Source organism: Cobetia amphilecti, from assembly GCF_032923285.1.
Lineage (GTDB): Bacteria > Pseudomonadota > Gammaproteobacteria > Pseudomonadales > Halomonadaceae > Cobetia > Cobetia amphilecti.
The window spans coordinates 2017129-2029707 of record NZ_CP136695.1; the positions used below are offsets into that span (position 1 = coordinate 2017129).

Genomic DNA, 12579 nt, shown 5'->3' on the forward strand with positions numbered 1-12579 from the left:
GTCTCAGCCCTGTTGAACATCCCAATAGGGCGGGCTGCCGAAGTATTCGGAGAAGTAGTCCAGGAAGGCGCGCACCTTGGGGGCCAGCTGGCGGTTGCTGGGATAGACCGCCCAGATGCCGGTCTCGCTGATCAAGGGCGTCTCGGGCAGTACCTCTACCAGGCTGCCTTCGGCCAGGTGGCGGTAAATGCTCCATGTCGAGGACAGGGTGATGCCCAGGCCAGCGGCGCAGGCGTCACGAACGGCTTCGCCATTGTCGGTGCGGATACGCCCCTTGACCCGAATCGGCTCGACGCCGTTCTCGCACTGAAAGCACCACTGGTCCATGCCGATCAGGGTCAGGCATTCGTGTTCGTGCAGCATCGAGGGGTGCGTCGGCGTGCCATGGCGCGCGAGATAGTCCGGCGAGGCGCACAGAATGCGCTTGTCCGGTGCCAGGCGCCGCGCGATCAGGCTGGAATCCTTGAGGGCGGAGTTGCGGATGGCGATATCAAAGCCGCCCTCGACCAGATCGACGATGGTGTCGGTCAGGCGCAGGTCCAGTTCCAGATCAGGGCAGCGCTCGAGAAAACCGGCCAGGCCCGGCACCAGGTGCATGCGCCCGAAGGAGGCGGATGCGGTGATGCGCAAGGTGCCGCTGGGGGAGGTCGTGCCGATGCCGACGGCAGCCCGCGCGGCCTCGGCGCTGATCAGTACCTCCTCTGCATGGGGGAGAAAGGCACGACCTTCTTCGCTCAGTGCCACATGACGCGTGGTGCGATGCAACAGGCGCACCCCCAGACTGTCCTCGAGCTTGCGCAAGTGAGAGCTGGCGACGGCGGGTGACAGCCCCAGATCCTCGCCGGCCTGACTGATGCTGTTCACGGCGGCCAGACGGACGAACAACTTCAGGTGCTCAAGATTCATGCGGGTGTCCTCATTTGCGTCGATGTGCGTGGCTCCCGATGGCGAGAGGCACGCCAGCAACGGCTTGGCGCAATGTTCGTGATGTTCAATACGCCCAATACGTCCAACACATCTATTACTTTCAATAAAAACAATAAACTGATTGTAGTTTATCGCCGTTTATCATTCGGGCCCATGACAATTATGCTGGCTCCACATCCACGCAGGAGACAGACTCATGAAAGCGATGCTCGTCAAATCATTCGGTGGTCCCGAGGTGTTCGAAGCGGCGGAAATCGCCAAGCCCCAAGCGGCGGCAGGTCAGGTACTGGTGCGCATCGCCGCCACCAGCATCAACACCGTCGACACCATGATTCGCGAGATGGGCCCTGAGCTGCCGCTGTCTCCGGCACTGCCGGCGCTGCTGGGCATGGACTTCGCCGGTACCGTCGAAGCCGTGGGCGAGAGCGTCGAAGGCTACGCCATCGGGGATGAAGTCTATGGTTGTGCTGGTGGCCTGGCCGACCTTCCGGGCACCCTGGCCGAGTATATCGCCGCCGATGTCCGCCTGATCGCCCACAAGCCGAAGTCCTTGAGCATGGTGGAAGCCGCGGCGCTGCCGCTGGTCGGCATCACGGCCTATGAAGGTCTCAAGCGCGCCAGCATCGAGGCCGGTCAGAAGGTGCTGGTTCACGGTGGTGCGGGTGGTGTGGGTCACATCGCCATCCAGCTGGCCCGTCACTTCGGTGCCGACGTCGCCTCTACCGTCGGTCGTGATGAGCACGAGACGCTGGTCGAAGGGCTGGGTGCCAGTGCCATCAATTACCGCAATGAGCAGGTCGCCGACTATGTGGCCAAGCACACCGACGGCAAGGGCTTCGACATCGTGTTCGACTCCGTCGGCGGCGCCAACCTGCTGACCTCCTTCGAGGCTGCCGCGCTCAATGGCCATGTCTCGACGACCGTGTCCTTCATGGAAATCGATCTGACCACCGCGCACTTCAAGGGCCTGTCACTGCATGTCGTCTTCATGCTGATCCCGATGCTGCATGACTTCCGTCGTCAGCAGCACCACGAGATTCTGGCCGACATGGCGCGTATCGCCGATGCCGGCGCGCTCAAGCCGATCATCGATGATCAGGTCTTCCCGCTTGAGGAAGTGGGCCAGGCCCACGCCCGTCTGGGCAGCGGCAAGGCAACCGGCAAGGTCATCGTCGAGGTCTGATGCCAAGACCTGCTGCTGAGGCCTGATGCCGAGGTCTGATAGCGAGACCTGATAGCGAGACCTGATAGCGAGACCTGATAGCGAGACCTGATAGCGAGACCCGCCAGCCATCCAGGCGGCAGTATTTTGACACTGCGCTGGCACAGATGAACGACAGGGAGTGGCCATACGGCACACCCTGTAGTTCGCGTCTCAAGCGTCGTGTGACATTTCAAGGAGAGAGCGCATGAAAACCATCCTCATCACCGGTTCTACCGATGGCATCGGCCTGGTCACGGCCAAGGCCCTGTTGGAGCGCGGCCATCGCGTGCTGATTCACGGGCGCAGTGAGCAGAAGGTCAATGGCGTCGTCGCTGAACTTGCGGCGCTGGCAGGGGCTGAGCGTGTCGCCGGTTTCGTGGCCGACCTGTCCGACCTGGCCGCCATCGATTCACTGGCAAGCGAAGTGCTGGCGGCCAACGCCAGTCTGGATGTCCTGATCAACAATGCCGGTGTCTTCCAGGCCCCCAGCGTCGTGACGGCTGACGGTCTCGACCTGCGCTTCGTGGTCAATACCCTTGCCCCGTATCTGCTCACCCAGAAACTGGCTTCGGCACTGCGTCCGGCCGGGCGGGTCGTCAACCTCTCCTCGGCGGCTCAATCCTCCGTGGACCTGAAGGCGCTGACCGGAGAGGTCGCGTTCAACGACCACTACGCGGCCTATGCCCAGAGCAAGCTCGCGATCACCATATGGACCCGCATGCTTGCCCAGGACTGGGAAGGCCAGGGGCCGATCCTGATCGCGGTCAACCCGGGCTCTCTGCTGGCCAGCAAGATGGTCAAGGAAGGCTTCGGCGTGCCGGGCAAGGACCTGGGCATCGGTGCCGATATCCTGGTGCGTGCGGCACTGGATGAGGAATTCGCCGGCGCCAATGGTCAGTACTTCGACAACGACGCCCAGCGATTCGCACCGCCGCACGCTGACGCACTCGATGATGCGCTGTGCCGTGAAGTGGTCGCGACGATGGAGAAGACGCTCGGCTCTCTGGCTGGCTGAAGCGCGCCGGGAACCGCTGTCACGCTGCAATATGACGCCCCGCTCATGCTGATGATCTCTCAGCGTGGGCGGGGCGTCGTCGTATGCAAGGGCATGCAACGGCTGGCGGATGGATGGCGCCGGCTAGCCTCAGAGGCGATCGATCGCGGCGCTGACCTGCCGGGCACCGGCCAGGATCTCGGCGATGACCGCCTGGGTCTGATCGACGCTCTGCTGGCCGGCTTCACTGTGGATGACGACGGTATTCATGCGCTCGCCCGCCTGGCGGATCAAGGCCGTGTTGTCGCGCAATACCTTGCTGATCTGCTCGGCGGATTGCGTAGTGGCCTGTGACAGGCGCCGAACCTCGTGGGCCACCACCGCAAAGCCTCTGCCATGATCCCCCGCGCGGGCGGCTTCGACCGCCGCGTTCAAGGCCAGCAGGTTGGTCTGCTGCGCAATGTGGGAAATGCTTTCGGCCATCTGGTTGATGCTTCTCACATGATGATTGAGCGCCTCGATGACCTGCCGCGCCGTCGCGACTTCCGTGCCGGCGCGGGTGACATCCTCCACGGCGGCCGCCAGTTGTGTCAGGCCGTCAGCGGCGATGGTCTCCGTCTGCTGGGCGCTGGTGCGCGCGGCAGTGACGGCGTCTCGCGTTGCCTGATGCTGCTGCATCTCGGCGGTGATATCGCTGGCGAACTTGATGACGCGAACCACCTTGCCGCGGGCATCGAGCACCGGGTTGTAGGTCGCTTCCAGCCAGATCGGGCTGCCATTGGCCGTGACGCGCGCAAAACGCCCCTGTTTGAAGCTGTTGTTGGCCAACTCGCGCCAGAAGTCGGGGTTTTCCTCATAGAAGCTGTCAGCGCAGAAGCGACGATGATGCTGCCCGATGACGTCATGGGCCTGATACCCCATCACCTTGAGGAAGTTGTCGTTGGCCTTGAGCACGGTGCCATCCGGCGCGAATTCGATCACTGCCATCGAGGTGTTGAGCGCGGTGAGAATGGCGTCCTGACTGCTGGCGCTCTCGTGACGCTCACTGACATCGCGGGCAATCTTGATGATGTAGCGCACACGCCCGCGGCGAGTCATGACCGGCAGGTAGGTCGCCTCCAACCACAAGGTCGCGCCTCTGGCATCACGTCGCTCGAAGGTGCCACCGCGTGAATGGCCGGCGACCAGCTGTTGCCAGAAGTGTTGATAGTCCGGGGCCTGATGGACCTCGCTCGAGCAGAACATGCGGTGATGCTGCCCCACGACCTGATCACGGCGATAGCCCGTCGCTGACAGAAAGGCGTCGCTTGCGCCAAGAATGCTGCCATCCGGGCGAAAGAAGATGCAGGCAGTGTGGTCTTCCAGCGCACGGCGCAGGGCCTGGGCACGATCGAGCAGCATGGGAGAGTTCCTGGCAAGAGAGGGGAGGCATCAATCCGTCATCGACTGCGGACATCCTTGATGCGATTGTGCTGAAGTAATGTTTATTTACTGTTGAATCCTTTATTGACACGGCTGCGCCGATCTTTAGCATCAAATTCCTGATGCTGTGGGTATCAGGATTCTCATCAATACGCCTGCCCCGCACGATTGCTCGGGCGGGGCGGGGCGGGGTGGGATGTGAGGAGTGAAGCGAGCTGAAGCCAGAGGCTTGAGGCATGCCATAAGCTCGGCGGCTGGTTGATGGACTTCTCTTGGCTAGGGCTTGGGATAGACAAGGCCAGGAAGCATCTCCTCAAGCAACATGGCCGCATGCATCACTTTCATATCCTGGAACTTTCCTCCCACCAGATGCAGTCCGACAGGCAGCCCATTGTCATCCAATCCGCAGGGGAGTGATGCCGCGGGTTGTTGGGTCAGGTTGAAGGGGTAGCTGAACGGCGTCCAGTCCATCCAGTCAGTGTATTTCTCGCCGGGTGGGACGTTGTGCCCAGCGACAAAGGGTGAAATGGGCAAGGTGGGGGTAACAAGCAGATCCCATTGCTCGTGGAAGGATTGCATGTGTGCGCAAAGTGCAGTCCGCTCTCGTCTTGCCGCCAGATATTGCGACAAGGAAATGTTGTTGCCGCGCTCTGCAATGTCCAGCAAGCCCGGGTCCATTTGCTCTCGCTGGCTGTCGGTCATCTTTTCGACCACCTGGGTGGCACCCGCGAACCACAAGGTATTGAAGGTATCGAGGGGACAGGAAAACCCGGGGTCTATCTCGATGACGTCAGCGCCCAGTCTCGACAGTAGAGCGACCGCTTCGTCCACTCGCAGGCGTATGTCCTGTGCAACGTCGACATACCCAAGCGTCGGGCTGTAAGCGATTTTCCATCCTTCAAGAGACAATGGGAGTGGCGCATTCCAATGAATGCCATGCGGGTTGCCGAGCAATCCGTCTCGGGCATCCGGTCTTGCCATGCTGGCAAGCATCAGGGCGCTATCGGACGCAGTCCGCGTCATCGGTCCCAGGTGTGAGAGTGTCGACATGGCGCTGGTCGGCCACTGAGGAATCCAGCCAAACGTGGGTTTCAGGCCGAAGGTGCCGGTAAAGCTGCAGGGTATGCGGATCGAACCGCCCGCGTCACTTCCTTGATGGAGCATGCCCAGGTTCAGCGCGGCCGCTGCTCCAGCCCCGCCTGAGGATCCACCCGACGTCAGCGCGGTATTCCAGGGGTTGCGGGTCACGCCGTGCAGCGGGTTGTCCGTCACTCCTTTCCAGCCGTACTCCGGTGAGGCTGTCTTACCGAGAAAGACGGCGCCTGCCTTGCGCAGGCTCGCGGCGACGGGGGAATCGACGTCACTCCCCCCGTCGGGTGATGTGGTGGCGGAGCCGTACCGGGTTGGCATGTCCCGGGACAGCGTCAGGTCCTTGAGTGTTGTCGGTACACCGTCCAGCGGGCCGCAGGGCGAGCCGTTCATCCAGCGGGCTTCGGCGTCTCTCGCCGCCTTCATTGCCCCATCATGGGCGATGTGCACGAAGGCATTGACCTTGGGGTTGAGCGTATCGATACGCTCCAGGCAGTCCCGGGTCAGCTCGACAGGGGAGAGCTCACCCTGGCGAAATAGCGTCAGGGCGTCAGTGGCGGTCAATTCAGATAATTGCGTGGGAAGAGAGGCTGGGGTCATGTCAGATCCTGTCCATTGGCTATCAAGTGCCGGCTATCAGGTACTGTGATCAAGTACTCGCACGTGGGACGTTCTTGGCACGTGAGATGTGCTCGGCAATGAAAAGGGCCTGCGCAATGCAGGCCCTTGTCGCTGGTCAGCGGGCTTCGATCACCTGAGGTGAGGGAGCCGCATCATCTTCCAGCTGCTCCGGGTGATATTCCGCGGTGTAATCCCGACGCGCCTGCGCGAAGCGTTCCACCACATCGGCATCCTTGCGCTGCAAGGCGAGGCTGATGATGACGAAGGCTGACGCATTGAGAATCAGGCCCCAGATGCCGGCATGCAGGCCAAGCGGGTTGCTGACGCTGGCGCCGTAGGACAGCCAGAGGACGGTCACGATACCCAGAATCAGGCCCCAGAAGGCCGCTTGCGGGTGTGCCTTGCGCCAGGTGATGGCGCCCAGTGTCGGCACGATCAGCTGAGCGGTGCCCGCCAGTGCCGCTATCCCGATGGTGACGAGCAGCCCCGGAACGGTCAGTGCCAGGATGTAGGCCGCCAGAGAGAAGCCGACCAGAGACAGGCGCCCGATGTGGACGATGCGCTTCTGATCCGCTTGCGGGTTCACGTAGCGCTTGTAGATATCCATGGTGACGACGGTCGATACCGCATGGATCTGGGAGTTGGCGGTGGACATCGCCGCTGCCGCGCCAGCCGCCATGATCAGTGATGCCAGCAGATAGGGCGCATAGTTCATCAGCATGACGGGCAGGATCTGGTCAGCATTCTCCAGGCCAGGCTCCAGCAGTACGCCGGTGTACCCCGTGAGTACCGAGCCGAAGTAGGCGAAGGCGGCGAGCCCCAGCAGGAAGGGCATCAAGCCGAACAGCTTGCCGCTTTTCACCGAATACATGCGCAGCCAGATCTGGGGACCCATGAAGGCGCCGATGGCCACGATCACGAACAGAGAGAACCACATGGAGTAGCCCATGTTGCCATTCGGCCCCGGCAGCGTCAGATGCGCGGGCGAGTCGCTGGCGAGCTGAGCGAACATGCTGGTCGGGCCACCTGCCTGGCCGGCGATGTAGTAACCCGCATACATCATGCCGAAGAACAGCAGCGCCCCGTAGATCACATCTGTCCAGGCGATGGCGCGAATTCCGCCGACCCACACATAGACGATGATGATGAAGTAGAACAGCAGTGCGGCCAGCCAGAAGGGCACGACGCCACCGGAGGCGACCTCGATCAGGTAGGCGCCGCCTGTCAGCTGGATCTGCAGATATGGCACGGTAAAGATCAGCGTGATGACGGCAACGAGGACTCTGAGTGCTTCACTGTTGTAGAAATCGCCCATCAGGTCTGACGGCGTCAGGTAGTCAAAGCGCTTGCCGAGATACCAGACGCGCTTGCCCACCCAGTAGTACATGAAGCCGAAGAGCAGGTTCCACGCAAGCGCGGTGAGATAGATCGGGCCACTGGTGTAGAAGGTGGCATTCGATCCCAGGAAGGCAAAGGCGCTCCACCAGGTGGCCGCCACCGTGAAGAACACGGCAATGCTGCCCATGGCCCGCCCCTGAACGAAGAAGTCTTCGCTCGTCGTCTGGGACTTGCGGGCCGAGACGAGCCCGACGATCAAGGGAATGATCATGAAGGCCGCGATGATCAAGATGCTTCCAGTCATGGTGAGCTCCTCAGCGCTTGCCGCCGGTGGAAGGGGCTCTGGCGCTACCCCAGTTGGTCAGGTAGGCATACAGGAACACGGCGGTGAGGAAGCCCCACCACACCAGGTTCCAGACGAGGAAGAACGGAACTCCCATCACCATGGGCTCGATCTTGTTGGCCATCAGCATCAATGGACTCTCGAGCATCAAGAATCCCAGCAGCATGCTGCCGTAGATGGCGACCTTGCGGGTCGTGAAGCGCTTTCTCATTGCATTCCCCTTTATTGTGGTTGGTGGGGCGGGTTGTGACCTGTCGTGTCGATGGCAGGGAACCAGGCATGGCAAAGCATCAATTATTGTATTTATGCGTATAAATTATACCAATAGGTGACAATCCCCCTACCGTCAAGGAAGTCACGGCGTTTTCGCTTTTCGCCTCACCCGCGACGCAGGCCCCCAAAATCTGGATAATGGCGGCCATCGCGTAGCCGTCTGACTGGCGTGCTGGCGCCCACACTCTTCACAGCGGTGCATCGTTCATGGAAATCAAGGTCAACTTTCTCGACAACCTGAGGCTCGAGGCGAAATTCGACGACTTCACGGTCATCACCGATCAGCCCATCCGCTACAAGGGTGATGGGTCGGCGCCGAGCCCGTTCGACTACTTCCTGGCGTCGTCGGCGCTGTGCGCGGCGTACTTCGTGAAGGTGTACTGCGTGGCGCGGGACATCCCGACCGAGAACATCCGCCTGTCGCAGAACAACATCGTCGACCCGGAGAACCGCTACAACCAGATCTTCAAGATCCAGGTGGAGCTGCCGGAAGACCTCTCCGACAAGGACCGTCAGGGCATCCTGCGTTCCATCGAGCGTTGCACGGTGAAGAAGGTCGTCCAGACCGGCCCGGGCTTCGAGATCGAGACGGTCGACAACCTCGACGAGGACGCCCAGGCATTGCTGATGGCGGAGCCGCCAGAAGGGCAGAGCACCTGGATCGAAGGCAAGGACCTGCCGCTGGAGCAGACCATCGCCAACATGACGGGCCTGCTGAATGATCTCGGCATGAAGATCGAGATCGCCTCCTGGCGCAACATCGTGCCGCACGTCTGGTCGCTGCACATTCGTGATGCCGCCTCGCCGATGTGCTTCACCAACGGCAAGGGTTCGACCAAGGAGAGCGCGCTGTGCTCGGCACTGGGCGAGTTCATCGAGCGTCTGAGCTGCAACTTCTTCTACAACGACCAGTTCTTCGGCGAAGCCATCGCTGACAGCGAGTTCGTGCACTACCCGAACGAGAAGTGGTTCCAGCCGGGCCCGAATGACGAGATCCCGGAAGGCGTGCTGGATGACTACTGCCTGGAGATCTTCAATCCGGATGGCGAGCTGGGTGGCTCCAATCTGATCGACACCAATTCCGGACGTGCGGACCGTGGCATCGTTTCCTTGCCGTTCACTCGCCGCTCGGACGGTGAGACGATCTACTTCCCGTCCAACCTGATCGAGAACCTGTATCTCAGCAACGGCATGAGCGCCGGCAATACTCTGCCGGAAGCCCAGGTGCAGTGTCTGTCCGAGATCTTCGAGCGTGCCGTGAAGCGCGAGATTCTCGAGCAGGAACTGACCCTGCCGGACGTGCCGCAGGAGGTGCTGGCCAAGTACCCGGAAATCGTCGAAGGCATCGAGGCACTGGAAGCCCAGGGCTTCCCGATTCTGGTCAAGGACGCCTCGCTGGGCGGCCAGTTCCCGGTGGCCTGCGTCACCTTGATGAACCCGAAGACCGGCGGTGTCTTCGCCTCCTTCGGCGCGCACCCGAGTTTTGAAGTCGCCATCGAACGCAGCCTGACCGAGCTGATGCAGGGCCGCAGCTTCGAGGGTCTCAACGACTTCATGCCGCCGACCTTCAACTCGCTGGCCGTGTCCGAGCCGAACAACTTCGTCGAGCACTTCATCGACTCCTCGGGTCTGGTCTCCTGGCGCTTCTTCAGCTCCAAGACCGACATCGAGTTCGTCGAGTGGGACTTCTCCGGCAGCAACGAAGAAGAAGTCGCCAACCTGTTCGGCATCCTCGATGAGATCGGCAAGGAGGCCTACATGGCGGTGCATGAGGATCTCGGTGCGCCGGTGTGCCGTATCCTGGTGCCGGGCTATTCCGAGGTCTATCCGGTCGAGGACCTGGTGTGGGACAACACCAACATGGCGCTGGATTACCGCGAGGACATCCTCAATCTGCATCGTCTCGATGATGAGCAGCTGGCGGACCTGGGCGAGCGTCTCGAAGAGAGCCAGCTTGATGAGCACATGGACATCAAAACGCTGATCGGCATCGAGTTCGACGAGAACACCATCTGGGGCCAGCTGACGATTCTCGAGCTGAAACTGATGATCAACCTCGCGCTGGGTCAGCACGAGGACGCGCTGGATCGCGTCGAGATGTTCCTGCAGTACAACGACAACACCGTCGTGCGCGGCCTCTATTATCAGGCCATGAAGGCGGTGCTGGAGATCACGCTGGATGACGAGCTGGAACTCGAGGACTACCTCTACAACTTCCGCCGCATGTTCGGTGAAGACACCATGGCTGCCGTGGTGGGCTCCGTGCAGGGCGAGGTGCGCTTCCATGGTCTGGAGCCGACCAACATGCAGCTGGAAGGGCTCGATCGCCACCTGCGTCTGATCGAAAGCTACCAGAAACTGCACGCCCATCGTGCTGCCCTGGCGGCCAGGCAGGCCTGATGCTCGCCTGCTGAATCCCGTGGCATGACAAGAACGGCCCCTCACTGGATGGTGAGGGGCCGTTTTCGTAGCCGGGCGCTTATTTTCTGTGCTCATGGCTCATGGCACATGGCTCAGGACTTAGCGCAGCACCTGCTGCCCCTCCGCCAGACGCTGACAGCATTCAATGATCTGCTCGCGGATCCAGCGATGCGCGGGGTCCTTCTGATAGCGGCGATGCCAGCTCAAGTGGAAGGGGAAGGAGGCGAAGGCGACCGGCGGTGCCACACGGGTGACGGCGAATTGGCGGCAGAAATGCTGGCATAGCCCGGTGGGCAGGCTCGCGATCAGTGGCGAGCGCTCCAGCAGCGAGGGCACGGCCATGAAGTAGGTGACCGCCAGAGCCACCTCACGCTTGAGCCCCTGACCTTCGAGCTGCTTGAAGATGCCGCTTTTCAGGCGGGTATGGGGCTGTACCAGCACATGGGCGTGGTGCTCGAAATCCGCCTTTGTCATGCGGCCTTCATCATCCAGACGCTCCAATAGCGGATGCCCGTTGCCGACCAGACAGTCGATGCCTTCCGTGATCACTTCCCTGATCACCAGATTCTCGGGCGGATCGACCTGACGGCCGAAGGCGAGGTCCGTCGTGCCGCTCATCACGCCGGCTTCGCTCATGTCCTGCGAGAGGCGGCGTACCTGGAGGGTGATGCCCGGCGCCTGTTCACGCAGGATCGTCGCCAGTTGCGGCAGGATCAGCACCTCGAAGTAATCGTTGGCGGCAATCTCGAAATGACGGCTTTCGGTGGTGTGGTCGAAGTGCCGCTCGCTGTTGATCAGGCCATCGAGGTCGGTCAGCGCCGCCTCGATGGTCGGGAACAGGTGGTCGGCCTTCTCGGTAGGACGCATGCGCTGGCGGTCGCGGATGAACAGCGGGTCATTGAACAGCTCGCGCAGCCTGGAGAGCGCCGCGCTCACCGAGGGCTGACTCAGATGCAGACGCTCGCCTGCGCGCGTGACGTTCTGCTCGAGATACAGCGCATGGAAGGTGCGCAGGAGGTTGAGGTCGTAGTTGAGCTTCATGTTGACTACCAGAGCAGGCGGAGTGTCGCGACTGCACTCGGGCGAGTGAGCACTATTTGTCTGGATGATAGCAGCTATCTGTACTATCGATTATCACGATGGCAAGTTCAGGCGGTAGGGTAGTGATCAGAACACGACGAGTGATCCAAGCGACCCACAGGAGTGAGCCATGAGTGATGTGAAGCGGACGCAAGCCGAAGAGGAAAAGATCGTGCTGATCACCGGCGCCTCAAGCGGTATCGGTGAGGCCACCGCGCGCACACTGGTGAAGGCCGGGCACAAGGTCGTCGCGACCGCCCGTCGCAAGGAGCGCCTCGATGCGCTGGTCGATGAACTGGGCAGCGACAAGGTGCTGGCGATTGCCGCCGATGCGACGGACTACGATCAGCTCGCCAAGGTCGTCGAGCAGGCCGTCGCCCAGCATGGCCGTCTGGATGTGGCGTTCGCCAATGCCGGTACCGGCGTCAGCCAGGCAGGCACCGAGAATGGCGATCCCGAGGAGTGGAAGCGAGTCATCGACATCAACATCAATGCGCTGCTGTGGACCGCCCACGCGACCCTGCCGCACCTGAGAGAGAGCAAGGGCCACTTCATCCTCACCAGTTCCGTGGCCGGCCGCGCCAATCATGCGGGCTCCATCTACAGCTCCAGCAAGTGGTTCGCCTACGGCTTCGGCCAGAACCTGGCGATGGAAATGGCCGAGTGGCAAGGCCGCTGCACCACCATTACCCCGGGCATGGTCAATACCGCCTTCTTCGACCAGCCCAAGCCGGACAAGCTGGACCCGCAGGATGTGGCGGATGCCGTGCTCTACGCCATCAGTGCCTCGCCGCGTGCCAATATCCGCGAAGTGCATCTGATGCCGACCTATTGAGCCGGTTGCCGGCATGCGAGTTGTCGAGCGGG

10 protein-coding genes are annotated in these 12579 nt (G+C 61.6%); 4 read left to right on the plus strand and 6 right to left on the minus strand.

Annotated elements, in window-relative coordinates:
• Positions 1–3: 3 nt before the first annotated feature.
• Positions 4–906: a LysR family transcriptional regulator gene (locus R1T44_RS08670; RefSeq protein WP_043332286.1), complete on the minus strand. Its 903-nt coding sequence runs from the start codon at positions 904–906 to the stop codon at positions 4–6.
• A gap of 217 nt (positions 907–1123) precedes the next feature.
• Here R1T44_RS08670 and R1T44_RS08675 point away from each other — a divergent pair, with 217 nt between their 5' ends.
• Together R1T44_RS08675 and R1T44_RS08680 are read left to right on the plus strand one after the other, a co-directional pair.
• Positions 1124–2110 (plus strand): zinc-dependent alcohol dehydrogenase family protein, encoded by a 987-nt coding sequence (locus R1T44_RS08675; protein ID WP_317292889.1) that lies wholly within the window; start codon positions 1124–1126, stop codon positions 2108–2110.
• A gap of 226 nt (positions 2111–2336) precedes the next feature.
• Positions 2337–3146, plus strand: a complete 810-nt coding sequence (locus R1T44_RS08680) for an SDR family NAD(P)-dependent oxidoreductase (RefSeq protein ID WP_317292890.1) — start codon at positions 2337–2339, stop codon at positions 3144–3146.
• Between the two features lie 129 nt (positions 3147–3275).
• Here R1T44_RS08680 and R1T44_RS08685 read toward each other — a convergent pair whose 3' ends face one another.
• From R1T44_RS08685 to R1T44_RS08700, 4 genes are all read right to left on the minus strand, one after another.
• Complete coding sequence (locus tag R1T44_RS08685) at positions 3276–4526, minus strand: methyl-accepting chemotaxis protein (protein ID WP_317292891.1); 1251 nt, start codon at positions 4524–4526, stop codon at positions 3276–3278.
• A gap of 297 nt (positions 4527–4823) precedes the next feature.
• Positions 4824–6236, minus strand: coding sequence for an amidase (locus tag R1T44_RS08690; RefSeq protein WP_317292892.1), 1413 nt, complete (start codon positions 6234–6236; stop codon positions 4824–4826).
• A gap of 136 nt (positions 6237–6372) precedes the next feature.
• Positions 6373–7899, minus strand: a complete 1527-nt coding sequence (locus R1T44_RS08695) for a sodium:solute symporter family protein (RefSeq protein WP_215824277.1) — start codon at positions 7897–7899, stop codon at positions 6373–6375.
• A gap of 10 nt (positions 7900–7909) precedes the next feature.
• The gene (locus tag R1T44_RS08700) at positions 7910–8149 is read right to left on the minus strand and encodes a hypothetical protein (protein ID WP_107335026.1); all 240 of its coding nucleotides are present in this window, start codon (positions 8147–8149) and stop codon (positions 7910–7912) included.
• 269 nt (positions 8150–8418) lie between these two features.
• On the opposite strand from R1T44_RS08700, the gene R1T44_RS08705 reads away from it, so the two are divergent.
• Positions 8419–10611: an OsmC domain/YcaO domain-containing protein gene (locus tag R1T44_RS08705; protein WP_317292893.1), complete on the plus strand. Its 2193-nt coding sequence runs from the start codon at positions 8419–8421 to the stop codon at positions 10609–10611.
• Positions 10612–10731: 120 nt separating this feature from the next.
• On the opposite strand, the gene R1T44_RS08710 is transcribed toward R1T44_RS08705, so the two are convergent.
• Positions 10732–11673, minus strand: coding sequence for a LysR substrate-binding domain-containing protein (locus R1T44_RS08710; protein WP_317292894.1), 942 nt, complete (start codon positions 11671–11673; stop codon positions 10732–10734).
• Positions 11674–11842: 169 nt separating this feature from the next.
• Here R1T44_RS08710 and R1T44_RS08715 point away from each other — a divergent pair, with 169 nt between their 5' ends.
• Positions 11843–12547, plus strand: a complete 705-nt coding sequence (locus R1T44_RS08715; protein WP_192838068.1) for an SDR family oxidoreductase — start codon at positions 11843–11845, stop codon at positions 12545–12547.
• Positions 12548–12579 lie beyond the last annotated feature (32 nt).

Excerpts from the sequence above, each read along its gene's own strand:
- R1T44_RS08690 (WP_317292892.1), bottom strand. The coding sequence starts at position 6,236 with ATGACCCCAGCCTCTCTTCCCACGCAATTATCTGAATTGACCGCCACT.
- R1T44_RS08710 (WP_317292894.1), bottom strand. The coding sequence starts at position 11,673 with ATGAAGCTCAACTACGACCTCAACCTCCTGCGCACCTTCCATGCGCTG.
- R1T44_RS08685 (WP_317292891.1), bottom strand. The coding sequence starts at position 4,526 with ATGCTGCTCGATCGTGCCCAGGCCCTGCGCCGTGCGCTGGAAGACCAC.
- R1T44_RS08705 (WP_317292893.1), top strand. The coding sequence starts at position 8,419 with ATGGAAATCAAGGTCAACTTTCTCGACAACCTGAGGCTCGAGGCGAAA.
- R1T44_RS08675 (WP_317292889.1), top strand. The coding sequence starts at position 1,124 with ATGAAAGCGATGCTCGTCAAATCATTCGGTGGTCCCGAGGTGTTCGAA.
- R1T44_RS08715 (WP_192838068.1), top strand. The coding sequence starts at position 11,843 with ATGAGTGATGTGAAGCGGACGCAAGCCGAAGAGGAAAAGATCGTGCTG.
- R1T44_RS08670 (WP_043332286.1), bottom strand. The coding sequence starts at position 906 with ATGAATCTTGAGCACCTGAAGTTGTTCGTCCGTCTGGCCGCCGTGAAC.
- R1T44_RS08680 (WP_317292890.1), top strand. The coding sequence starts at position 2,337 with ATGAAAACCATCCTCATCACCGGTTCTACCGATGGCATCGGCCTGGTC.
- R1T44_RS08695 (WP_215824277.1), bottom strand. The coding sequence starts at position 7,899 with ATGACTGGAAGCATCTTGATCATCGCGGCCTTCATGATCATTCCCTTG.
- R1T44_RS08700 (WP_107335026.1), bottom strand. The coding sequence starts at position 8,149 with ATGAGAAAGCGCTTCACGACCCGCAAGGTCGCCATCTACGGCAGCATG.